General features: G+C 51.8%; 23 protein-coding genes. 21 read left to right on the top strand and 2 right to left on the bottom strand.

Annotation, left to right across the window (positions count from 1 at the left end):
- The first annotated feature begins 46 nt into the window (after positions 1-46).
- From tadA to Q0P86_RS06105, 7 genes are all read left to right on the top strand, one after another.
- On the top strand, positions 47-619 hold the full coding sequence (gene tadA, locus Q0P86_RS06135) for a tRNA adenosine(34) deaminase TadA (RefSeq protein ID WP_295038090.1): 573 nt from the start codon (positions 47-49) through the stop codon (positions 617-619).
- 96 nt (positions 620-715) lie between these two features.
- Positions 716-1546 (top strand): hypothetical protein, encoded by an 831-nt coding sequence (locus Q0P86_RS06130; protein ID WP_290994390.1) that lies wholly within the window; start codon positions 716-718, stop codon positions 1544-1546.
- On the top strand, positions 1543-2268 hold the full coding sequence (locus tag Q0P86_RS06125; protein WP_290994391.1) for a hypothetical protein: 726 nt from the start codon (positions 1543-1545) through the stop codon (positions 2266-2268). The genes Q0P86_RS06130 and Q0P86_RS06125 overlap by 4 nt, the downstream gene beginning before the upstream one ends.
- A 9-nt stretch (positions 2269-2277) precedes the next feature.
- Complete coding sequence (locus Q0P86_RS06120) at positions 2278-3186, top strand: hypothetical protein (protein WP_294983663.1); 909 nt, start codon at positions 2278-2280, stop codon at positions 3184-3186.
- Between the two features lie 15 nt (positions 3187-3201).
- Positions 3202-4989 carry a fimbrial protein gene (locus Q0P86_RS06115; RefSeq protein WP_291022215.1) on the top strand — a complete coding sequence of 596 codons (1788 nt, stop codon included), beginning with the start codon at positions 3202-3204 and terminating at the stop codon, positions 4987-4989.
- A gap of 3 nt (positions 4990-4992) precedes the next feature.
- Positions 4993-5628: an OmpA family protein gene (locus Q0P86_RS06110; protein WP_072978631.1), complete on the top strand. Its 636-nt coding sequence runs from the start codon at positions 4993-4995 to the stop codon at positions 5626-5628.
- 78 nt (positions 5629-5706) lie between these two features.
- Positions 5707-6363, top strand: a complete 657-nt coding sequence (locus Q0P86_RS06105; RefSeq protein ID WP_290994396.1) for a hypothetical protein — start codon at positions 5707-5709, stop codon at positions 6361-6363.
- Between the two features lie 119 nt (positions 6364-6482).
- Here Q0P86_RS06105 and Q0P86_RS06100 read toward each other — a convergent pair whose 3' ends face one another.
- Both Q0P86_RS06100 and Q0P86_RS06095 read right to left on the bottom strand, forming a co-directional pair.
- Entirely contained in the window at positions 6483-7730 is a 1248-nt protein-coding gene (locus tag Q0P86_RS06100; protein WP_295038087.1) for a hypothetical protein, read from the bottom strand.
- The gene (locus Q0P86_RS06095; protein ID WP_295038085.1) at positions 7730-9145 is read right to left on the bottom strand and encodes a hypothetical protein; all 1416 of its coding nucleotides are present in this window, start codon (positions 9143-9145) and stop codon (positions 7730-7732) included. Before Q0P86_RS06095 ends, Q0P86_RS06100 begins: the two co-directional genes overlap by 1 nt.
- 153 nt (positions 9146-9298) lie before the next feature.
- On the opposite strand from Q0P86_RS06095, the gene Q0P86_RS06090 reads away from it, so the two are divergent.
- The 14 genes from Q0P86_RS06090 (at position 9299) to Q0P86_RS06025 (ending at position 22915) form a co-directional block, all read left to right on the top strand.
- A complete protein-coding gene (locus tag Q0P86_RS06090) occupies positions 9299-10102 on the top strand; it encodes a YkgJ family cysteine cluster protein (protein WP_295038083.1) in 804 nt (267 codons plus the stop codon).
- A gap of 11 nt (positions 10103-10113) precedes the next feature.
- Positions 10114-10896: a hypothetical protein gene (locus Q0P86_RS06085; protein ID WP_295038082.1), complete on the top strand. Its 783-nt coding sequence runs from the start codon at positions 10114-10116 to the stop codon at positions 10894-10896.
- 117 nt (positions 10897-11013) lie between these two features.
- Positions 11014-12519 carry a lysine--tRNA ligase gene (gene lysS / locus Q0P86_RS06080; RefSeq protein WP_295038080.1) on the top strand — a complete coding sequence of 502 codons (1506 nt, stop codon included), beginning with the start codon at positions 11014-11016 and terminating at the stop codon, positions 12517-12519.
- A 56-nt stretch (positions 12520-12575) separates the two neighbouring features.
- Positions 12576-12935: a four helix bundle protein gene (locus Q0P86_RS06075; RefSeq protein ID WP_295038079.1), complete on the top strand. Its 360-nt coding sequence runs from the start codon at positions 12576-12578 to the stop codon at positions 12933-12935.
- A 35-nt stretch (positions 12936-12970) separates the two neighbouring features.
- Positions 12971-14218, top strand: coding sequence for an FtsX-like permease family protein (locus tag Q0P86_RS06070; protein ID WP_290993419.1), 1248 nt, complete (start codon positions 12971-12973; stop codon positions 14216-14218).
- An 87-nt stretch (positions 14219-14305) separates the two neighbouring features.
- On the top strand, positions 14306-14974 hold the full coding sequence (locus Q0P86_RS06065) for an ABC transporter ATP-binding protein (RefSeq protein WP_290993421.1): 669 nt from the start codon (positions 14306-14308) through the stop codon (positions 14972-14974).
- A gap of 13 nt (positions 14975-14987) precedes the next feature.
- On the top strand, positions 14988-17522 hold the full coding sequence (locus tag Q0P86_RS06060) for an ATP-dependent Clp protease ATP-binding subunit (protein WP_295038077.1): 2535 nt from the start codon (positions 14988-14990) through the stop codon (positions 17520-17522).
- A 30-nt stretch (positions 17523-17552) separates the two neighbouring features.
- Positions 17553-18140, top strand: coding sequence for a phosphoribosylglycinamide formyltransferase (gene purN / locus Q0P86_RS06055; RefSeq protein ID WP_295038074.1), 588 nt, complete (start codon positions 17553-17555; stop codon positions 18138-18140).
- Positions 18137-18898 (top strand): ribonuclease HII, encoded by a 762-nt coding sequence (locus Q0P86_RS06050; RefSeq protein WP_290993429.1) that lies wholly within the window; start codon positions 18137-18139, stop codon positions 18896-18898. Before purN ends, Q0P86_RS06050 begins: the two co-directional genes overlap by 4 nt.
- A gap of 129 nt (positions 18899-19027) precedes the next feature.
- Positions 19028-19720 (top strand): MotA/TolQ/ExbB proton channel family protein, encoded by a 693-nt coding sequence (locus tag Q0P86_RS06045; protein ID WP_139257870.1) that lies wholly within the window; start codon positions 19028-19030, stop codon positions 19718-19720.
- Positions 19721-19728: 8 nt separating this feature from the next.
- Positions 19729-20139, top strand: a complete 411-nt coding sequence (locus Q0P86_RS06040) for a biopolymer transporter ExbD (protein WP_290993437.1) — start codon at positions 19729-19731, stop codon at positions 20137-20139.
- Positions 20140-20892: an energy transducer TonB gene (locus Q0P86_RS06035; protein ID WP_294986743.1), complete on the top strand. Its 753-nt coding sequence runs from the start codon at positions 20140-20142 to the stop codon at positions 20890-20892.
- Between the two features lie 122 nt (positions 20893-21014).
- A complete protein-coding gene (locus Q0P86_RS06030; RefSeq protein WP_295038071.1) occupies positions 21015-22322 on the top strand; it encodes a translocation protein TolB in 1308 nt (435 codons plus the stop codon).
- Complete coding sequence (locus tag Q0P86_RS06025) at positions 22319-22915, top strand: OmpA family protein (protein WP_290993445.1); 597 nt, start codon at positions 22319-22321, stop codon at positions 22913-22915. The genes Q0P86_RS06030 and Q0P86_RS06025 overlap by 4 nt, the downstream gene beginning before the upstream one ends.
- Positions 22916-22966: the final 51 nt, after the last annotated feature.

Genomic DNA, 22966 nt, shown 5'->3' with positions numbered 1-22966 from the left:
GCTTTGAGGTGTGAGCACGGGGCTGAAGCCCATTTGAGGTATGAGAATGTCTAAAAAAAATATTGATGTGGATAAGAACTCTTTACTCAAAGCGAGTGAAACGAGCGACCTCACTGCTCATACCCTCGAAGATGAACGCTATATGCGCATGGCGCTCCGCGAGGCGGAAAAGGCTTTCGACGAGAAGGAAATTCCCATCGGTTGCGTTATCGTGAAAGATGGGGTAGTCATCGGTAAAGGTCACAACCAGATCGAGATGCTGAGGGATGCCACGGCCCATGCCGAAATTTTGTCCATCGGAACTGCCGCGAGCAGTCTCGAAAACTGGCGCCTGGACGGTTGTACTTTGTATGTAACTCTGGAGCCTTGCCCGATGTGCGCTGGCGCCATTCTCAATAGCCGAGTTTCCCGCGTAGTCTACGGATCCCCGGATACCCGCTTTGGCGGCTGCGGCACGACCATCGACGTGATTACGGGCAATGCCCTCAAGCGTGATGTCGAAGTGGTGGGCGGAGTACTTGCCGATGAATGCCTGGGCCTTTTGAAGGCTTTTTTCCAGAAAATGCGCCTTGAAAAAGGGGATAGCGGCAACAAGGGAGACTTAGAGCTTAGAACTTAGATCTTAGAGCATAGGACAATGTCATGGCGAGCGAAGCGCGGCAATCTATCTAAGTTCTACCAACTAAGTTCTACCAACTATTACTATATTCATAGTATGAATTTCTTTAAGTTTTTTGCGAGCTCTGCAGCTCTGTTTGCTCTTTGTGCCTGTGATGGGAATGAATTCGTTCTTGCGTTTAACACCCAGAATGTCCCCCCGCAGACGTATTACCTTGAAACATCCCTGAATGCGATTCTCCCGGCGACGGATTCCGTTTCGGCTACGCCCGAAGCGATGAACACGCATCTGAATGTTCGTGCGACGAATTCTCTCCTGACGGCCTATGACGACGGTTCCGCCAAGTTCCAGCTGAAGATTGATTCTGTGGATTATAAGTCCGATAAGCGCTCCGTCGAGGAATTCCGCAGCATGGAACGCTACATGTCGACGGAACATTTCCAGTTCAAGATGGCGAAAGACGGCTCCGTGCGCGATCCTTTCATCGAAGATTCCGTGATGCTCGGAACCGAGGCGCTTGACCTGATTCGTATTTTCCTGAAGGTTCAGCCCCTGCTGCCGGGAAAGGCCGTTCGTCTTGGCGAAACTTGGGAACGTCCTGTTGAAATTCCTGGAGCATCGGGTAAGACGGTGGTGTATAAGTCGTTTACGCTCGAAGACCAGTATGTCCATGACGGCATCCAGATGGCAAAGATCGGGATGAACCTCAAGTATAAGGAAATCCCCGATTCAACCTCCGACCTCCGTATGGAAAGCAAGGGCTTTATCGTGGGAACCGGCTCGATTCTTTTCGATATGACGCACGGGACAATCTCTAGTGTCAAGATGGAGTTGACGGGTGACCTGAGTGTCAATGATATTGTGGCTGACAATGTCATTCCCGATATGCATGTGATTCAGAAAATCAAGCTGAGGAGTGAATTTTGATTTCTCGTTTTAAGAAATGGTCGGGGGTGTTGATTTCGACTCTGCTGTTTGCCGGTGCAACGGTGGCAGGGGAGATGCCTTTTCCGCCGATTGAAAACGGAAAGGTGAAACTGGTGGTGGCGGACAGCCCTTACCTGCTGGAACAGGGCGCTGTCTTTTCGGCTAAGGACACTTTGGAAATCGAACCGGGCGTGACCGTGCTCATGGGCGAATATGCTAAGCTCATGTTCCGTGGCGCCGTCAAGATTATTGGTACCGAGGCTGCTCCGGTAGTTTTCAGGAGCGCTGATTCCGTGAAAAGCTGGAACGGAGTGCACTTTGTTTCGGCGAACCGTCCTTTTGAAATCAAGAACCTCGTTATCGAAAATGCTTTCCGCAACACGGTGTTTCGTTCGAAGGGTATTTTCGAAAATGTCAAGTTTGTGAACAACTACTATGGCCTGTGGATTGATGATGTTCCAGAAGTTTTCCTGGCACATTGTGAATTTATTCGTAACCGCTATGCGCTTTCGGTGCGTGCAGGACAGGTCATGTCGACGGAAACGGTTATTTCCAATAACGTGTACGGCCTGTACCTGGAACCCGGTGGAAAGTTCGATGGTGACAAGGGCCTGATCAAGGACAATCTTGAAGCCGATGTGCGCAACGAAGCCGAGGAACTGGCCGCTCAGGGTAAGCGTGTCAACCGCAATATCTGGCACCGCATAGAAACCGCTTTCTAAGGAGTCTGAGTGCAAGAAGCGTTCCGCAGGTCCATTCGAAAGATGACGGGCAACAGTGTCCGTCTTTCGGTGCGTCCGAACCGCTCGACGATGATCGCGACACTTTCGCAGTCAATGATGGTGACATGGTCTATTGTGCTGCACGAACACTTGGATGCCATGCTGAAAGACCCGGCGGTCAATGTCGGTACTTCGGAGCTGATTTCCTTTAGCGAGACGGCGTGGAAATTGGCGGATTCCAGCTTTCCGCAGATTATCGCAGATGCCAATAAGCTTTACGACGAATTCCGCACCAAGTGGATGCAGCGCTTTTCGACGGACGAAGTAATGCGCCTCCTTTTGGAAGGTGGCGACTTCCTGCATCACGACGAGGAAAAAGGCTGGGCGTTGACCGTCAAGAACAACAAGCAGGATATCAACGCTTTCTATTCGGCGACGATTCACCTGCTGGTAAGCGACGCCGAACCGTTGTTCGTCCGCATGCACGGCCGTGTGATGCAGCTCCAGGAAAAACTCTGCAAGTATTGGCACTCCGAAAGTGCCGTGGATGCGGTTTCCAAACTGCTTCCCAGTTTGGAAGCGTCGCTCCGCGACAAGGAAAATGCCATGGTGGTGTCGTTGCGTAGCTCGCTGAATAGCCTCGCGAAGAAGCGTTTCGCGGCTGCCTTCAATACGAAGGGGGCGCCCCATTATTACAGCTCGGCGTCTTCGTGCGCCCGTAATGTTTGTCGATTTTGGAATCCGCATTACGCCTACGAAAATGCGTTCCTCGCGTTTACCGATGATTTTTGTGATTACGCCCGCGGGCTCACCATCCAGATTATTGAATGGTACCAGAGCAAGTGGGCCCTGTTCCTGCGCGGATTCTCGCGCGGTCAGTTGAATTTATTCGAAACAACAGCCTTGAAGAAGGTTTAAGGATGCAGGTATAAAATGAAAAATGCATTTCAGATGATTTTGGCGCTTACCGTGGTCGGGCTTATTGCCTTGATGGCGGCCGCTTTCTATTTCGGCGCCCCGTTGTTCGGCTGGGTTATCATGGTGGCCATTTTTGCCGTGTTCATCGGCGAACAGCTGGTGGCTCTCAAGACGGTCAAGCAGGTAGCAGCCGAAAACGAAGTCCTGGAAACCTGCAAGAACCGTGGCGGTTATGTTTCGGGTGATGGCGTCGTTGCCAAGCGCGTTGCCTTGGCCAAGAGCCTGCTCGCCAAGAAAATCCGCCTCGACTCCTCTATGGCCTACGAAGTCCTTTCGAATAGCGTCGGCATAGCCGTTCCGCGTAGCGCCAGCGGCTCGGTCATCCTGCTCGGCCTTATGGGAACCTTCTTCGGTTTGATGTATTCCGTGGCCACGGCGGGTGGTGCTATTGACAATTCTACGACGCAGGGAACGCTCGATACGATTCAGCTTTTGTTCCAGAACATGAAGGGTATTTTCGGCACTAGCCTTTGTGGTTTGTTTGCGGCCCTTATCTTGAATGCGAGCCGCAATATGATGATTGCCTCTCGCGATGAATTTGTTGCCCGCCTTGATGCCTACACGCTTGATCTGCAGGGCGATAGCGAGACGGAAGAGAGCGAAGAAGTTCGTGCGAAGAATGAACTGGAACGTCTCTTTGATTCTGTCGAAAAGAATCTGTCTACGGTGGCATCTTCTGTAAAGGAAGGGCTTTCTGGCGTTGTTGCGATGGTGGGCGAGGAACTAGCCTCGACGACTGCCAAGCTGAACGAATCCCTGGCTTCTGCAGTTGCAGGAATGAATAAGTCCGTCGAAAATTTGGGTGCTTCTGTGAGCGGTTCGCTTTCGGGTGCGTTTACTCCGATGGAACAGAATATCAAGACACTTTCTGCTTCCGTGGAATCGATCCCGGCTAAGCTTGATGAAAAATTGAATGGAATTTCTGCTACGCTGAACGGCGGTCTCGAAGGGATTTCTTCTGGAGTCAAGTCTTCTCTGGAAGGCGTTTCGGGTAATGTAGAATCTGCTCTTGCGAAGGTGGCTTCCGATGTGAAGTCCGGCCTCGACGGCGTTGCCGCTGCGACGGCCCAGGCGATGGAAGGTTCGACGAAGGATATCGCCTCTGCGGTTTCTGAACAGGTCAAGCAGTCGAACGATCAGTGGAATTCCTTCATGGAACGCCTCGCCGCCGAAACGACGGCTAATGTGGATTCCCAGAAAGAAGGTCTCGAAACGCTCAAGAATGTGGCTCTTCAGGTGGCTGAAAAGGCCCAAGCGGGTTCCGCAGAACTTTCTCAGTCCGTTGCCGAAAAACTCTCGACCCTTTCTTCCGATATCCTCGGCGCCTTCCAGAAACTTTCCGAAACTTCTGCCGTGCTGCTTGAAGCCCAGAAAGCTCTCACCGAAAGCATCGACAATCGCGTGGTCAAGGAAAAGGAAGCGACGGACGCCTTGGGTGGAAACATCGTGGAAACCGCAGAACTGATGCGTGTGAACCAGTCCGAACTCAGCGCAAACCTCGAAATGCTGCGTGCTGGCCTCGAGACGATTCTCGAAAAGCTTTCGGGCGATACCGCAGAACGCGAAGAGGAAGAAAGCTTCGTGGAACATCTCAACCAGTCTCTCGAAGCCTTCCACGAACGCGCCAGCGAAGTGCTTATGGAAAACGCCGTCAAGACTCAGGAAATCTTGCTCGAGGTGCTGGAGCAGACGCAGCGCAGTTCGTCTGTTGCTCCCGCAGAACAGCCTAAGGTCGAGGGCTAACGGATGCGCTTGAAAAGAGACGAAAACAGCAATCCCTGGATGGCCTACACGGACTTGGGCGTAGCCCTTGTCTCGTTGTTCATCCTTGCGTTTGTGGCGATGGCGACCCTTAAGGAGCAGAAGGCCGAAGACCTGACGCGTACCGAAGAGGAAGTCCTCAGCTGCCAAGAAGAAATGCGCAAGATAGCGGCAGAACGCAATGCGCTTTTGTCCAAGAGCTTGCAGACCTCTATTGAGGCAGGCCTAATCGCTCTTGAAGACGGCAAGATTCAGATTCAGGCTTCTTTCCTTTTCCCGATTAACGGCGCCGATCTCACCAAGGAAGGCGAGGGCGTGATTCGCGGCATCAGCAAGGGCCTTCTGGAAGCGCTTGATTCTACCGACGTGATTATGGTGAGCGGCTTTACCGACGATACTCCGGTGAAGTCCAAGACTTATACAAACTGGAATTTGTCGACCGAACGTGCAGTGAACGTGGTAAAGACACTGATTGCGCAGGGATTCCCGCCGGACAGGCTCTTTGCGGCGGGCTTTGGTGAACACATGCCCAAGTACCCGAACGACAGCGAAGAACACCGTCGTCTAAACCGTCGCGTAGAAATCGGCGTAACCCCCCTGCAGAAGATGGAGAATAAGTAATTCGGAAGTCAGAATAATCTTGACGATGCTGCCTGATAAGAAACTCTGAAAGCTGAATTCCGAACTCAGTATTAAATTATGCAAGAACGCCTAGAAAACATTCGCCAAAGTATCGATGCTATCCGCAAGAGCGGCAAGCTGCCGCATTGGCGTATGGTCTATGCAGATAATCTTTTTAACCGCGCCGGAGAATATTTGGCTGTCGATAGATTGCCGGAAGCCTCGATGGTGGCCGATAAGCTAGAACGCTGGATCAAGTCGCATACTCCCCGCGTGGATGCGACGGACCGTTTTGCCGAAAATCCGATGGTCATCTGGAACAGCGACATGCTACTTGCCATGTCGGCGAAACTCAAGCAGACGCTTTCGCGAAAGATGTTGCTTGTTCCGGCGACCGAAAGGGAATCGACTCTTCGCAGGCTGAGTGTAGTCGAGGCGTGGATTCGCGAAGGTCAGCTCCTGCAGGCTCATGATGAACTTTTGTCGCTCCGTACCGCGCTGATTGCCCGATTGAGGCGTAGCCTGCGTGCCCGTCTCGTGGCTACGGATCTTTATCGTGGAACCGCCTCCGTTCCGGCTGGGAGCCTGGTGGGCCCCTACAATGCCCTGCACACCTTGGAAGAAACCTTCCACGTGGTTGGGGAACGCGATCCGATCTGGATAGAGGACTTCCTCGAAATCTATAACGACCTGTTCCGTATCGTGGAACGTCTCGTCCCTCAAGACAAGAAATGACACGTAGTGTCAGCGGCCCCTGGAGCGCAGCGATAGGGGACGTCGATGGATCTCTAGATAAATTTGATAGTCAAAAAAGAGCTCCCGGAGGAGCTCTTTAAACTTTGTGAAGGTGCAAGTTAGAATCCGATACTCAGCTGGCCCATGTAGATGCGTTCTTCGTCCTGGCCGGTGTAGTAACCGAGTTCTTCTGCCCAGGTGGCGAATTCGACTGAAACGAAACGCAAAACTTCGAGACTGAAACCGGCTGCGGGATAGCCGCCCTTGAAACCGCCGGAAAGGCGCAGGGCGAGGAATCGAATGGCGTTGTTGTATCCAGGCCACGCAAGCAGCGTCTGTTCCACTTCCATACCGAAGTTGATGTGCGAGAGGAATTTGTAGTTGTTCTGCCCGTTGATCGCGTCGGCATAGTCGAAGGCGATGTTGAACTTACGGCCAAAACCCGTATTCTTGTTGAAGAATCGCGGGCTATAGTTGATACCGGCGGTGATGTTCGGTGTAATCTTGTCTCCGGCGAGTTCCTTGAAATAGATGTCGCGGACGGAAAGACCGAGGCGGACTTCGCGGGCGACCTGGTAAAGCATGCCGAGATCGATTGCAAAGGACATTGAGCTGAATTCGAACAGTTCGTCGGCGACGTCGTGATAGCGGTCTTCCAGGGTGTCCTGGATGTTGTCGTAGTTGGCCATGGTCACCTGGACACTTTCGACCTTGTGGCGCTTGGCGAACTTGATGCCGATACCGGCAGAGAATTCATCGGTAAAACCGTAAGCGGTACCGACCTGAGCCACACCATCTACATAGAATGTGTCAACGACAATCTGGGGGACGATCAGGCCCGCATCCATGTAAGGGGCTACGTTTCCGTCGACCCAGATGGCGCCACCAAAATTATGGAAAGCCATTTCGGCATCCATCTTGATTTTCATGGACAGGTACTTGTGGTCGTATTCATTCATCTTCTGGATGAGTTCGGGGTGCGCTGAAAGGGAATCTAAAAGGACGTTAGATTCTTTCAATCCATTCTCCTTGGCAACCTCGCTGGCGCGGCTATAGATTTTCTGGACATCCTTTGCCACGTTGTAGGTGGAGAAATAAGTTTCGAAGGGACCTGCACCGCCGAGGTTCAAGCGCATGTCGCCGAGGTTGCGCGGGTAGTAGCCCTGTTCGGGGCGTTCCTCGTAATTGCCCAGGCGATTAATCTGGTTCAGGCCGGCGTAGTTGAAGTAGATGGCTTCCTTGTCGTCGACCAAGGCAACGTGGGCGTTACCCATGGCTTCCGCGCGTAGGGATCTATGCGTCGGGGCCTTGATTGCAAAGGAGGTTACCGTCAAAACAAGAATCAAAAATACAAGGAGCTTTTTCATTATTTAGTCCTCCCATCAAACCATTTCTTGAATGAGTCTTCATCGTAGTTGACCCAGCAACCGCCGACCATCGTCTTGCGGTCTTCGAGGCTGTAGGTGGGATTGTCTTTGTTGGTATCGTTTGCGATGAGCTGTTTTCTTGCTTTCAGGCCTTCGATGCCCCCTTCCATGTTCCAGGGAAGGTCCTTAGAGAAAACGAGGCGGTGGTCGTTGTGTGCGACGCGGTCCTTATAGTTCTCGTAGATAAATGCCCATTCGCGGTCCAGTTCGTCGGAGTCGTCCGCTACGGTTTTTCCGTTCATGTCGATGTCGACGTTCCTGTATTTTTCGTTGGGACCGGCGGACTTGATGACGCGTAGATCCTTGACAGACATCTTCTTTTGAGCGATATTCTTCATGATCGTTGCATCGTCATAACGGATTTCATTGGTCTTGTCGCTGATGTCTTCGTCGATTTCTCCGTCTCCGTCGTTGTCTTCACCGTCGTAGAGTTCCTCGTCAATGCAGCCGTCGCCGTCGTCATCGATGATATCGCTATAGCCAAGCTGGCCGATAATGATGTTCAGAGTCTTGGATTGTTGATGAACGTCGTCTTCGGCTGATTCCGTTTCCTGGGCAAGTGCGGAACACATCCCCTTAACAGCATCGTTCTTGGCTTCTTTGGTCAGGTAACCCGCTTCGTTGCCAAAACCCTGGAGGTAGTCTTCGAAGAGCGAGGTCATACTTTCGGGGTTAGCTTCGCAGGTGTTGAAAACTTCGTGGAATGTTTCCACGGTTTCGTTGGGATCGTTCTTGAAGTCGTTAAGAATGGTCTGCATGCTGCAGCTGCTATTGCTGAGTTCGGCTCTTGTGCTCTTGTTGGCGCATTCCAGGGGCATCTTGGTCTTTAGCACGAGCATGGTCTTTAACATCTGGATAACCATGTAACCATCGGCGATATACTTGTAAGTGACTTTGCCGTCGGTCTTGCCATTCTTGTCGCGTTCAATAAATTGAGTGGCGATAGAGTTGACCGTATCGATAGCGGTTCTAAGGGTGTTGGCGACGGAATCGGGAAGGTCGGCGAACGGTACGGTCTTGTCGCCGGCGTCTCGGTTCGTGTTGACATATTTGAGCAGGGAAAATACGTTCGTTTCGGCCGTCGTGTTCAGCTTGCGGTTCAGGATGGATTTCATGAGGCCGAGCCACGCCTCGGAGTGTGCGGAGTCTGCGGCGATGGCCTTGTTGAAGTACGTTTCGGCTTCGCTATATTCTTTGTTACGGAATTTGATATAACCTTCGTATGTGAGAGCTTTGGCGTCCTTGTTTTTGATGTTTACACTTTCGGTAGGGTTGAAAATGTTGCATCCTACGACGGTTAAACAGGCTGCAAGGGCTGCTGTCCATAAAAATTTGGATTTAAGTATGTTTTTCATTACATTATTCCCATTTATCTAAAAAGATAACTTTATTCTTACGAAAATGAAATTTCATTCTTTTTTTTTTGAGAGAAATTGTGATAATTCTCGTTTTTTGAGGCTTTTTTGCCGTTTATTTCGCTTGATATCAAAAATATCTATCTTTATAGCATGACTGCGTATCGCGAGTATTTTCCCACCAAGGCGTTTCGGATTGCTGAAATGCGCTTGTCTTCGCTTCTGGGGTGCGAACGTGACCGTTTGGATGCTCTAGCGGCAGACTTGGGTAGGGAATATGCGATAGGCCCAGACAACCTGGCGGAACAGCTTCCGCTTATTCGCGATTTTACAAGGGAATACCATCGTCTTTTTTCAGAGTATCTTGATGCCGTTTTGCCACAGCAGCCGCGACCGATCCAATGTAGGCCCGCTTGCGGAAATTGCTGCCATCATTACCCCATGTCGGTGGAGCCTTTTGAACTTCTGACTCTATATGGCGACCTCCGGGGGCGGAATGACCTGCTCGATATTATGGAGGCCTGCCAGGGGCGTTCGTCTCTCTTTAGCAGGATGTTTGAATCGCGTAGAACGGAAGCCGAGAATGGTAAAATCGAGGGTGGCGAAAGTCGGACGGCCCAAATGGATTTGGACGATTACGCCGAAGACAAGGCCTTGCACGATTATTTTGCGGCATGGAACCCGTGCCCGTTCTCGGACAAGAATGGCGATTGTACGGTGTATCCGTTGCGTCCGGTGTCTTGCCGCATGTATTTTAGCGAGACGGACCCAAAGTTCTGCACGCCGGAACATTTGCAGACTCCGGAAAACGATAGCTACATTGTTTACTTGCCCGACAGTATCGAGGATGCTGTTTATGGAATCTCGGAACATTATTCGTTGCTGGATTTGCCCGAAAGCTACTTTGGCGGACTCTTGGCCGTAAACCGTTTTGAAGGCCTGATGGGCGAAAAATGAATTTGTTTGGAATGCAACTTGATCTGTTCGGGGACAATAACGATGCTCCCAAGGAACCGGCGAAGCCGAAAGTGCCGGCTTCGGTTTCGCAGAATGGTTTGGTGCATTTCAAGTACAATACGCAACTCAAGAAGAGCATCCGCTGCAAGGGGGGAGTGCTGTTTGGCCACCCCGAGGTTATTTTGCCCGCCTACATGAAAGATCCTGAGTTTGCGCCAGCGCGAGAATTGGCCGCGGTGTGGGCAGAACACGCCGTCAAACGCAAGACGGCGAAGAACAAGGCGATAATCAAGGACTTGGTGAGCCGTTTTTGGACGCTGGTAGAACAGATTTTGGCTGACCGCGGCGATGAATCCTTGTCGAGTAAGGGCAGACTCCCGCCGATTAAGCCGCAAGGCAAGTACCATAACTTGAACGATGTGCTTGCCGCAATCAACAGCACTTATTTTGAGGACAAATTAACTTGTCGTATCACGTGGAGCAATCGCGTGGGCGGGCTCAGTTTCCATTCGGTTCGTCAGGACCCTGTAACCGGTGAAGAATTCCACCTGATTAGCATCAGCAAGGGCTACGATGCCGCCAACTGCCCGGAGTATGCCGTGGCCGGTGTGGTGTACCATGAATGCTTGCATATCGCGATTCCTGTTGAAATCAAGAATGGCCGCCGCATTGTTCATGGGCGTAACTTTAGACGTCGCGAACGCCAGTACATCTATTACGATGAATGGATTCACTGGCATAATCATGTGCTTCCGCTGAATATCCGCAAGATGCGCCGCCACGGGGATTTGTAGAACTTAGTTGGTAGAGCTTAGAACTTAGGAAAACAGGAGTTTCCTAAATTCTAAGTTCTAAGTTCTAAGTTCTTTTTTTTCTACATTTACCGCCGTAAAATTAACAAGGACCAAATTATGGCAATGCAAGATATGAATGACCAGGTTCAGGCACGCCTCGCGAAGCTTGAAAAGTTCAAGGAAATGGGTGTGGAGGCTTATCCGCACAAGTTCAACCGCACACATGATTCCAAGGTTTTGAAAGAAAATAAGGACGCTTTGATGGCTTCTGGCGAAAGTATTGCTTTCGCTGGCCGTGTGGTTCGCTTCAACCGTAAGGGCAAAATGTGTTTTATGCACCTCAAGGACCGTTATGGCCGCTTGCAGGTGGTGGTCGCTCGTGACGAAGTGGGCGAAGAAAACTATGAAATCGTGAAGATGATCGACCTCGGTGACTTTATCGGCGTGAACGGTACCATGTTCGAAACCCAGACGGGCGAATACTCCGTGCACGTGAAGAAGGTGACCATGCTTTCGAAGGCAGTGCGTCCGCTTCCGGTGGCTAAGGAAAAGGTGGACGAAAACGGCAACAAGATCGTGTTCAACGAATTTGCCGACGTGGATACCCGCTACCGCCAGCGTTATATCGATATGGCCTTGAACGACGACGTGAAGGATGTCTTCATCAAGCGTTCCAAGATTATGCAGGCTATCCGCGAATACCTGATTGAAAAGGGATTTATCGAAGTCGAAACTCCGACGCTCCAGCCGATTTACGGTGGCGCGAACGCCCGGCCGTTCACCACGCACCACAACGCCTGCGACATGACGCTCTACCTGCGCGTGGCTCCGGAACTTTACCTGAAGCGCTGCATCGTGGGTGGCATGGAAAAGGTTTTCGAATTCTCCAAGAATTTCCGTAACGAAGGCATGGACCGCACACATAGCCCGGAATTCACCGGCCTTGAATTTTACGAAGCCTACGCCGACTACAACGACATGATGGTGCACTTCGAGAACATCTACGAACGCGCCTGCATTGCTGCGAACGGCACCACCAAGATTGACTACCAGGGGAAGGTTATCGACTTCAAGGCTCCGTGGCCCCGCTACAGCATGATCGAAGCCATTGAGAAGTTCGGCGGCCTGAAGGTGGGCGAAATGAGCGACGACGAGATCAAGGCCAAGATGGAAGAACTCGGCGGACACCTGGACGGTGAATTCAGCCGCGGCCGCGGTATCCTCGAACTGTTCGAGCTCACCGTGGAAGACAAGCTCATCCAGCCGACGTTCATCAAGGACATGCCCACCGAAAGTACGCCGCTCTGCAAGAAGCACCGCACCATCGAAGGGCTCATCGAACAGTTCGAACCCTACGCTAACGGATGGGAGCTGGGCAACGCCTATACCGAACTTAACGACCCCATCCGTCAGCGTGAGCTCCTGGAAGACCAGGTGCGCCGCGGCCGCGGTGGCGAAGGCGAAACTCACCCCATGGACGAAAATTTTATGCACGCCATCGAAAGTGGCCTGCCTCCTACGGGCGGCGTTGGCTTCGGCATTGACCGCATGGTCATGCTCCTTACCAACCAGCAGACCATTAGAGATGTGCAGCTCTTCCCGCTGATGAAGCCGGAGGTTTAGACGAGAGGACGGACCTGCGGTCCTACAGACGAAAGACGAGAGAACTTAAAGTATAAATGACTTCTTTTGCATATAGAAAATTAAGTGTTTATCAAAAAGCCCTGCAATGGGTGATAGATGTTTATGGATTGTACAAAAAATTTCCTGATTATGAAAAGTTTTCTCTGGCAAGTCAGGTCCGTCGTGCAGCCGTTTCTGTAACGTCGAATATAGCTGAGGGAATGAGTCGTACATCAAATAAAGAAATTGCACATTTTCTTGAAATAAGTTATGGTTCGTTGATGGAAACTCAAAGTCAGTTAGAAATAGCTCAATTGTTAAACTACATTACAAAGGAAACTTTGGACGAAATAGACCCAAAGACAGAAGAAATTGCAAGGATGTTGTCTGGTTTAAAGTCATCGAAGATGCGATAATCTCTCGTCTCTCGTCTCTCGTCTCTCGTCTAAGAATGAACAAACTCGAACTTCTAATCGCCTGGCGTTACTTAGGGGCTCAGCGTAAGAGTCTCTTTGTCTCGCTGATTGGCATTTTCAGTATGCTCGGCGTTTCTATCGGCGTGTTTGCGCTGGTGGTGGCGCTTGCTGCGGTAAATGGCTTTGAAGAAGAAGTCACGGCGCAGATGATCGGTAAAGATGCTCACTTCGAAGTGATGGCGTACAATGGAGAAATGATTGCTCCGTATGACAGCCTCATGAAAGAAGTTCGCGACCGTGATTCTCGCGTGCTCGCTTCGTCTCCCTTCATTATTTACAAAGTGGGCGTGAGCTCCAAGAAGGTAAACGACGGCATTGTCATTTACGGTATCGATGCTGAAACCGCCAAAGGCGTGACCGACATCCATAAGTACATCAAGTGGGGCAACTACTCGGTCGATAGCCTCGAAGACTTGAGCGGCGCTCTCCGCCCGGGAATTATTCTCGGTTCGGGACTTGCCAATAGGCTTCGTGTGGTAGTTGGCGACAAGCTTGTGCTCCAGACATTCCAGAGCCCAGACGCGATGGTAACGAGTGGTGGCCCGAAGATGATGATGTGCGTGGTGAGCGGCATCTTTGAAACGGGTACCTACGAATACGACGGTAACCTTGCTTACGTGGGCATCCCGGAATTGCAGAAGTTGCTTGGCCTGGGTGATGTAGTGACGGGTATCCAGTTCCGCCTGAACAATCACTGGCTTGCCGGCGAGGCGGTGGACAGCCTTGCGTCATGGTTAGGTTATCCGTATTACGCCATGGACTGGAAGACGAAAAACATCACGCTTCTCAAGTGGATGAATTATGAAAAGTTCATCGTGGCGGCGGTGATTTGCCTTATCATCTTGGTGGCTGCATTCAATATCATCAGTAGCCTTATCATGGTTGTCATCGACAAGACAAAAGAAATAGGCATTCTCCGCAGCATGGGCTTCAGCAAGGCGGGCATTATGCGTGTGTTTATGCTCATGGGAAGCTTTATCGGTGTGGGCGGTACGATTGTCGGTGGAACGATTGGCCTGGTGCTTTGCAAGCTGCAAGAGGCCTACCACTTTATCAAGCTCCCCGGCGATGTCTATGTGATTCCGTATTTCCCGATTTCAGTGCACTTTATTGACGTAATCTTGATTTTTGTCATCGGCATTGCACTCTGCGTGGCTGCTACCTTGCTCCCTGCATGGAAGGCTAGCCGCTTGGATCCTGTAGGAGCGATTAGACATGAGTAGAAGTAAACCGTGGTTAGTGATTAGTAAACAGGATGGATTGTTTCAGATATTTCCTAACCACCAACCACTAACCACTAATGTATGCCAATGAGTTTATTACAAACCGTCGATCTCCGCAGGGTCTTCTCCGAGACGGGCGAGGACCTTGAAATTCTCAAGGGCGTGAATTTTGAGATGGAAACGGGTGAGCTGGTGGCTCTCACGGGTTCTTCGGGGTCGGGTAAGTCGACTTTTTTGAATTTGGTGGGGATGCTCGATACACCGACTTCTGGCGAAATCCTTTTTAAGGGGAAGGCGCTTTCCAAGTTCAACGACGCCGAGCGTGACCGCTACCATCGTGTGCAGGTGGGCTTCGTGTTCCAGTTCCATCACTTGTTGAGCGAATTTACGGCGATTGAAAACGTGTGCGTGCCGGGTCGCGTTCTCGGGACTTCTGAAAAGGAATGCAAGGAACGTGCCGCGATGCTTTTGGAAACGGTGGGCCTCAAGGATCGCCTCAAGCATTTGCCGCGTGAATTGAGTGGAGGCGAACGCCAGCGCGTGGCTATTGCCCGTGCGCTCATGAACCATCCGGACTTGGTGCTGGCCGACGAACCGAGCGGCAACCTGGATGAGGCGAATTCTGCGATGCTGAACGAATTGATTGGTGAACTCAACGAAAAGTTTAATCAGGCTTTCTTGATTGTGACGCACGACGAAAAATTGGCTAGTTTTGCAAAAAGGCGTGTCGTGATGCACGGCGGCGTCATTCAGTAGCTTAAGGAGAAATATGTCAGATATCAACGGTATTTTTTCGAAAAAGGCAAAAGCGGTGTTGCAGGCTGCCCGCATTGCGGCCCGCAACTTAGGTAGCGACAGTGTAACGACCGAACATTTGCTGCTCGGCCTAGTGCGAGAAGATTCCGGCTTTGCCGCCGAGACTTTGATGGCGCTTAAGGTCAACCTGAACGAACTCGGTGAAACGGTGCAACGTTCGCTTTCGAGCAACGGCGGCATTATGACCATCGGCGTGTCGCATGGGGCGATTCTCAATTTTACGGCGCGTTGCAAGGCGGCTCTTTTTAATGCGGCAAAGATTGCGAAGGAAGAAGGGGACCAGTACATCGGCCCGGAACATCTGATGCTCGCCATTTTGCAGCAGAGCGAATCTCCGGCGGCGGGGACACTTTCGACTTTTGGCATTACCTATGAGAATTTTGACGCGGCATTGCAGCAGGTGAAGAACGAGGCCATGAATGGTCAGGCTCCTGCAGATGGTGCCGACGACAGTGCTGACGGACGCATTATCAATCAGGGGCGTGGCGATACGCGTCAGCAGGTTCGTAGCCAGTCCCGCTCCAAGACTCCGATTTTGGATCATTTCGGTCGCGACTTGACGGCGCTTGCCAAGCTGGGTAAACTCGACCCGATTATCGGCCGTAGCCGCGAAATCGAACGCTTGATTCAGATTCTTTGCCGCCGCAAGAAGAACAACCCGGCGCTTATCGGTGAACCGGGTGTCGGCAAGACGGCGATTATCGAAGGGCTCGCCCAGAAGATTGCCCAGAAGAAAATTCCCGAACTCCTGATGAACAAGCGCGTGGTAACGCTCGATGTGGCGGCCATGGTGGCCGGTACCAAGTACCGCGGTCAGTTCGAGGAACGCGTGAAGGGCCTGATTACGGAGTTGCAGCGTGTTGACAGTTCGGTCATCCTGTTCATCGACGAACTCCATACGATTGTGGGAGCGGGCGGTTCCGAAGGCAGTCTCGATGCCAGCAACATTTTTAAGCCGGCCCTTGCTCGTGGCGAACTCCAGTGCATCGGTGCGACGACCATCGACGAATACCGCAAGTACATCGAGAAGGATGCTGCGTTGGAACGCCGTTTCCAGACGATTGTCGTGAATCCGCCCAATTCCGAAGATTCTATCCAGATTCTGGATGGGCTGCGCCCGAAGTACGAGCAGCACCACAAGGTGCATTACACGCCCGAAGCGATTCGTGCCGCGGTGGTGCTCGCCGAACGCTATATCAGCGACCGTTTCTTGCCGGACAAGGCGATTGACGTACTTGACGAGGCCGGTGCTCGTGTACGCTTGAATTCGATTCGTACGCCGCAGGACCTTAAGGAAATGGAAGACGAACTTGCAGCGACCATGCAAAAGAAGGAAGAGGCTATTGCAGACCAGCAGTACGAAACGGCTGCAACCCTCCGCGACAAGATTGAGGAACTGACGGGGCGTATCGCGGAACGCCGCGAAGCTTTGAACAAGGAAGATTCGGCGGACTTGCCCGTTGTGGACGAAAATGAAATCCGTGACTGCATCAGCAAGATGACGGGGATTCCTATCAGCCGCCTTGCGGGCGAAGAAACCCAGAAACTTTTGAAGCTGGGTGACGAAATCAAGGAACGCATTATTGGCCAGGATGCTGCGGTCGATGCCGTGGTCAAGGCGATTCGCCGTACCCGCGCCGGTATCCGCAACACGAAACGCCCCATGGGCAGTTTCCTGTTCCTGGGCCCCACGGGTGTGGGTAAGACGGAGCTGGCGAAGGTGCTTAGCCAGAGCTTATTCGGCAGCGAAGATTCCATGATCCGCATCGATATGAGCGAGTACATGGAAAAGCATAGTATCAGCCGCCTGATTGGTGCGCCTCCGGGATACGTAGGCTTCGAGGACGGTGGTGGACAGCTGAGCGAAAAGGTGCGCAAGCGCCCGTACTGCGTGGTGCTTCTTGACGAAATCGAGAAGGCTCACCCCGACATCTACAATCTACTTTTGCAGATTTTGGATGATGGTATCCTTACGGATAGTTATGGCCGCAAGATCAACTTCAAGAACACGATCATCATCATGACGAGTAACGCAGGTGCACGCGAGGTGCGCCACAGTTCCGGCATGGGTTTCACCAAGATGGGCGAGACCGACGACTACGAACGTATGGAAACCGCCATTCGCGAAGAAGTCAAGCGGGTGTTCTCGCCGGAATTCCTGAACCGAATCGACGAACAGATTGTGTTCCGTCCGCTTTCGAAGAAGGACCTTGTTTCTGTCGTGGATATCCAGTTGACGTTCCTTCAGAAGAATTTGTCCGAAAGGGGAATTCTCCTTGAAGTTTCTGAGGCTGCGAAGGAACATATCGTATCTCACAATTACGATTCTGCCTTGGGCGCGCGTCCGATTCGCCGCTCGATCCAGAATCTGGTGGAAGACGAAATTGCGGAAGGCTTGCTGCTTGGCATCTACAAGGATTTCTCGACGATTTCTATTGATGTCGAAAATGGCAAGCTCAAGTTCACCTCGGAAGCTCTGCCGAGCTAGAAATTTTTAGATAAACCGATTTGTATTTTTATGTTTAAAATTGGCGTGATGGCTTCCGGTGGCGGGAGCAACTTTAAGGCGATTATTGACCGCATTGGCGAGGGTGACCTCGAAGCTCAATGCAAGTTCCTGATTACCAATAACGGGGGTTGCGGGGCAGTATCTCACGCAGAATCTTACGGGATTCCTGTTTACCATATTTCGGGAAAAACGCACCCCGATACGGCCGCTTACGAAGCTGCGCTACTCGATGTCATAGACCGTTACGATATTGATTTGTTGATTCTGGCGGGCTACATGAAGGCCTTGCCGGTGAGCATCATCAAGCGCCTTCCGGATCGCATTCTGAATATCCATCCGTCGCTGTTGCCTAAGTATGGCGGCAAGGGCTTCTGGGGAATTCATGTGCACGAGGCCGTGATTGCCGCACACGATACGGAATCGGGCCCTACCGTTCACCTGGTGAGCGAAGAAATCGACAAGGGCCGAATTCTTGCGCAGACCCGCGTTCCTGTAGAAGATGGCGATACGTCGGAAACGCTCGCTGCCCGCGTGCTGGTGCAGGAACACGCTTTGTACTGGAAGACAATCCGCGACTACGCAAAGAGCATCCTGTGAAGCATAAGTTGCCCGCATTTCTCGAAGGAATTGAAGCCCCTGTCGATGGCGAAATAGCCACGCGCAAGTTTGCAGTCTCCCGGATGGGGGAAAATGCGGTTGTTGTCGGTATTGACGAAGTGGGCCGCGGCCCCTTGGCTGGCCCTGTGGTGGCGTGTGCGGCTGTGCTCAAGTCGCCCGATGCGCTCCTGACGCTGAATGATTCCAAGAAACTTACTCGCCCCAAACGCGAAGCTATGTACCAGGCGGTGCAGGACGCCTGCGAATGCTTTGCCGTTGCAAGCGCCTCGGTCGAAGAAATTGACCGCATGAACATCCTGGAAGCGGACTTTTTGGCCATGCGTCGTGCCCTGCAGGCTCTCGGTATGCCAGGCATAAAGGAATCTGCCCCTCAAATTCCGATATTCCAGAAAGGCTCTTTTGCCAAGGTTCTCGGCTCGCCGCTCAAGGCTCAAGGCTCGCTCCTCATTGCAGTCGATGGCAACCTCAAGATTCATGGAATTCCCGAAGAAATTCAGATTCCCGTGGTCAAGGGTGATGGCCGTATCGCAAGTATCTCGGCGGCCTCCATTTTGGCAAAAGTTTTCCGTGATCGCTACATGGATGAACTTGAAAAGAAATTCCCCGGCTACGGTTTTGACAAGCACGCCGGTTACGGTACCAAGGCGCATCTGGAGGCCATCCGTCGTCAGGGCATGACTCCGGAACACCGCAAGAGTTTTCATCCCAAGAGCTTACAGACCGAGCTGGATTTGTAAACGTAAGTATATCGGCTTACGAATATATTACATTTTTTCTTTTGATTTTTGTCTTTCGCCTCGCGTGATTTTCTATATTGTTGCCAAACAACAAGATACGAGTCTTTTTCCGGCTTACGGGAGGTGATTTTGAACAATTCGGTTCCTTTACTCCAGATGCTTACGCAGTCCGATGTCGCGACGCTTGTGATTTTGGGCATTTTGGCGGTTATGTCGCTCGGTTCCTGGGGAATCATCATTGTCAAGTATATCGTGAACACGAAAAATCAGCGTGCGAATGTCATTTTCTTCCGCAAGTTTGTGGACGTGCGCCAGTTCGTGGAATTGCAGGGGCTTTGCGAGACTGCCGACGACAGCGCGCTTAAGAGCCTTACGGCGGAAGTGCTCAAGGAAGCTTCCAAGTTCAGTAACTTCGTGAGCTACGACTCCATCCAGCACCGCGCTTCGCTCCTGGAAGATACTATCCAACGTTCGATTGAAGGCTTGCGCCTGACCGAAGACCGCTACCTCGGCTTCTTGGCCACGTGCTCTAACCTTGCCCCGTTTTTCGGACTTCTGGGTACGGTGTGGGGGATCATGGTCGCGTTCTTCCAGATCGGTCAGCACGGCTCGGCGGACCTTACCGTGGTCGCTCCGGGTATCGCCATGGCGCTTATCACGACAGTTGCTGGCCTCGTGGTCGCTATTCCTGCTTCTGCCGGTTACAACTACTTTACCTCCCGCAACGGTCAGAACGAAATCTCGTACTTCAACTTCGGCTCCCAGGTGCTCAGTCTCTTTAAGCGCGGTGACTTGCTCGCCCTCGAAGAAGTGGCTGGCTAGGAGGCATAGTGAAGCGCAGTCGCGGAAAAGAACTTAAGCAGGAGATGAACCTCACGAACATGATCGACATCGTGTTCGCGATTCTGATTGTGTTCATTATTTCTGCGCCTCTCATGAGCCAGGGCGTCAAGGTGGACTTGCCCAAGGCGGAAGCTCCGACCATGGAGCAGGAAAAACTTTTGAAGGTTTCCATCACGAAAAACGAGGAACTCTATATCGCCGATATGATGGTCGATTTCGGAAGTTTCAACAATGTGTTCAAGTCGCTCTGGAATGGCGAGATGGCGGTGGTCATCAATGCCGACGAGTCGGTGAACTACGGTCTTGTGATGAAGGTGGTGACCCAGGTGCAGAAGCTCGGTGTCACGAAACTCGGATTCCTGACGATGAATCCCAAGGAAAAACCGGGAAAGAACTAGGTGAGCGCAGATAGAAACATCCAGTATTTTTCGTCTGACGATGACGGAATGATGGTGAAGATCATCGCTTGTGCGGTGGTGTTCCACTTGCTGATTGCGGGTATTTGCGTTGCGTTCCATTTTGTGAATTTCAAGCACGAGCCGGAACCGATTCCCGTGTTTGAGATGGTGCAGGTGAACCAGGTAAAGCCGCGTCCGCAGCCGCCGAGGCCTAAGCCGGTTGAACCGAAGCCCGAACAGCCCAAGCCGATAGAGCCTAAGCCCAAGGTGGAACCGAAACCCAAGGTAGACAAGCAGCTGCCGCCCGAACCGAAGGTTGAAGAAAAACCGCCTGAACCGGAACCGGTAGAGGAGCCGCAGCCGGAACCAGAACCGGAGCCGGAACCTCAGGATGACTTTGAAGTGGACGATCTGGACTTGCCGACGGCTGTCGAGGCCCCGAGCCTGAATCCGGTGGGTTCCGTGGATATGGATCCGCTGATGCAAGTTTATTTGGAACGCTTAAAACAAATTATTATGAGCAATTTCAATCCGCCGTCAAATTTGAATGTGCGCCGTGACGTGAAGACGACTGTGCAGTTCACGGTGGACCGTTTCGGCGGCATTACGGCGATTACGCTTAAGCGCAGTTCCGGAAACAAGACCTGGGACCACTTGTCGGTGCGCGCCGTGCAGATTTCCAAGGTTCCTGAACTTCCGCCGAACTTTAGGGCCCCTTCGCTCGTTTTGCACTTTAATTTTACACCAAATTAACATAAAAAAGTGGGTTATAAGAAGGAAATATTGTATTATTGAAGAAAGGGCCGTTGCGAAAATCCGTAAGGTGATTGAGCAATCTTTTGTGAATGTTGAAGATGATTTTTTTGAAGAAAAAAATGAATTTGATGAACTCTATGATGGTGCGCATGGCAACGGTCGCTTTTGCCGTTGCCTTGTTGCCAGTGATATCGCATTCGTCGATTGATACGATTGCTGTCGATGTGGGTATATCGGTGTTCAAGACGATGCCTATCGGTGTTGTTCCCTTTGCCGAAAGTAAGCCAATTGACTGGATCGAGGAAAAACCGCACCAGATCGTGACCCGCGATGCGAATCTTTCGGGACGTTTCGATGTGGTCGCTTCGGACAAGTTCAATCTGCCGCTATTCAGCAAGGCGCACGCCAAGCATTATGTGACGGGCAAGGTGACTCCGGTGGGTGGCAAGCTCAAATTGGAATGTTACCTGTATGTGGCTCAGACCAAGGACTTGCTTCTCGGTGAAACCTATACTGTGGAGCAGAAGGACCTTCGCCGCGCCATGCATCTCTTCTTTGACGAGGTTATCTACCGTCTGTGGGGTGAACGAGGTGTGGCTTCTACCAAGCTTGCTTACGTATCCAAGATTGATGGAATCAAGCAGGTGGTGGTGTCGGACTACGACGGTTTCCATCGCAGCCAGATTACGCGCGATACGACGATCAGTATGATGCCCGTGTGGATGAAGGACAACGCGGGGCTCTATTATGTGAATTTCAAGACGCACCGTCCGAAGCTTTATTCCAAGATGTTCGGTGGCTCCGAAAAGTCGGTGTTCCCGCAGCTGGACCAGACCTATAGCCCTGCAGTGAATCCGAAGACGGGGGATCTTCTTTTTTCGAGTACAGTAGACGGCAAGACGGATCTGTATATCGGAAATCCGGTGACGGGCAAGGCGAAAAAGTTTGCCTATCTCAAGTCGAACCAGACGAGCCCGGCTTGGAGTCCGTATGCATCTGAGGTGATGTTTACCAGTGACCGTGGCGGTGGACCGCAGATTTTCGTGATGGGCAAGGACGGCTCCGATTTGCGTCGCGTGACCTTTATGGGACGCTACAATGAACGTGCAGCCTGGTCGCCCGAAGGGGACCGTATTGCCTACACCTCGATGGATAACGGTCACATGAACATTTATACCTGCGCCCTCGACGGCTCCGATATCGTGCAGCTGACGAACAACGCGGGCAACAACGAACACCCCACTTGGTCGCCCGACGGCAAGCTGATTGCTTTCTCGAGCAACCGTAGCGGGTCATACCAGATTTACATTATGAGAAAGGACGGGTCGAACGTAACGCGTATTACCAATTCCGGAGAGAATACTTCGCCGACGTGGTCTTTTTTCTATGATGATATTAAACAACAAAAAAAGGAAGGTGAAAAATGAAAAACCTCGTGAAACTTGCCGTGGTGGCCTCTGCCGCTGCTATCTGCCTTGTCGCTTGCGCGAAGAAGGATCCGCCGAAAACCGAACCGACGGTTGAAAATGCTCCCGCCGAAGCGGCTCCTGCCGTAGAACAGGCTGCCCCGAATGCGGATTCTCTTGCTGCAGAACAGGCACGCCTCGAAGCAGAACGCCTGGCTGCTGAACGCGCCCGTCTGGAAGCGGAACGCGCTCGCCTTGAAGCACTCATCAATCAGATCATGAGCGAAGATGTGTACTTTGACTTTGACCGCTCCGAACTCACCGAAAAGGCCAAGGAACTGTTGGCTCAGGTGGGCGAGCTCCTGATCAAGGAAGAACGCTTCACGATTACCATCGAAGGTCATACGGATGCTCGTGGTACCGAAGATTACAACTTCACTCTCGGTGCAAAGCGTGCCATGAAGGTGAAGGAATTCCTCGCTGCCTACGGTATCGACGGCAAGCGTATGGAATCGGTGAGCTACGGTAAGGAAGCTCCGAAGGTCGAAGGTACAAACGAAGAAGCCTATTCCCAGAACCGTCGCGCCAACTTCCGCGTGAACATCAAGGAATAATTAGAACTTAGAGATTTGGTTCGGCAAGCTCACTAAACTTATTAAGGTCCC

The organism is uncultured Fibrobacter sp., assembly GCF_946062555.1.
GTDB lineage: Bacteria > Fibrobacterota > Fibrobacteria > Fibrobacterales > Fibrobacteraceae > Fibrobacter.
Note: the sequence above shows the minus strand (reverse complement) of the source record. Positions and strands in the feature narration are given on the sequence as shown.

Coding starts and splice junctions, on each gene's coding strand:
- Q0P86_RS06025 (WP_290993445.1), top strand. CDS start 22,319: ATGAAAAACCTCGTGAAACTTGCCGTGGTGGCCTCTGCCGCTGCTATC.
- Q0P86_RS06130 (WP_290994390.1), top strand. CDS start 716: ATGAATTTCTTTAAGTTTTTTGCGAGCTCTGCAGCTCTGTTTGCTCTT.
- Q0P86_RS06065 (WP_290993421.1), top strand. CDS start 14,306: ATGAGTTTATTACAAACCGTCGATCTCCGCAGGGTCTTCTCCGAGACG.
- Q0P86_RS06100 (WP_295038087.1), bottom strand. CDS start 7,730: ATGAAAAAGCTCCTTGTATTTTTGATTCTTGTTTTGACGGTAACCTCC.
- Q0P86_RS06115 (WP_291022215.1), top strand. CDS start 3,202: ATGAAAAATGCATTTCAGATGATTTTGGCGCTTACCGTGGTCGGGCTT.
- Q0P86_RS06030 (WP_295038071.1), top strand. CDS start 21,015: ATGAATTTGATGAACTCTATGATGGTGCGCATGGCAACGGTCGCTTTT.
- Q0P86_RS06075 (WP_295038079.1), top strand. CDS start 12,576: ATGACTTCTTTTGCATATAGAAAATTAAGTGTTTATCAAAAAGCCCTG.
- lysS (WP_295038080.1), top strand. CDS start 11,014: ATGGCAATGCAAGATATGAATGACCAGGTTCAGGCACGCCTCGCGAAG.
- Q0P86_RS06060 (WP_295038077.1), top strand. CDS start 14,988: ATGTCAGATATCAACGGTATTTTTTCGAAAAAGGCAAAAGCGGTGTTG.
- Q0P86_RS06110 (WP_072978631.1), top strand. CDS start 4,993: ATGCGCTTGAAAAGAGACGAAAACAGCAATCCCTGGATGGCCTACACG.
- Q0P86_RS06105 (WP_290994396.1), top strand. CDS start 5,707: ATGCAAGAACGCCTAGAAAACATTCGCCAAAGTATCGATGCTATCCGC.
- Q0P86_RS06090 (WP_295038083.1), top strand. CDS start 9,299: ATGACTGCGTATCGCGAGTATTTTCCCACCAAGGCGTTTCGGATTGCT.
- Q0P86_RS06070 (WP_290993419.1), top strand. CDS start 12,971: ATGAACAAACTCGAACTTCTAATCGCCTGGCGTTACTTAGGGGCTCAG.
- Q0P86_RS06085 (WP_295038082.1), top strand. CDS start 10,114: ATGCAACTTGATCTGTTCGGGGACAATAACGATGCTCCCAAGGAACCG.
- Q0P86_RS06095 (WP_295038085.1), bottom strand. CDS start 9,145: ATGAAAAACATACTTAAATCCAAATTTTTATGGACAGCAGCCCTTGCA.
- tadA (WP_295038090.1), top strand. CDS start 47: ATGTCTAAAAAAAATATTGATGTGGATAAGAACTCTTTACTCAAAGCG.
- purN (WP_295038074.1), top strand. CDS start 17,553: ATGTTTAAAATTGGCGTGATGGCTTCCGGTGGCGGGAGCAACTTTAAG.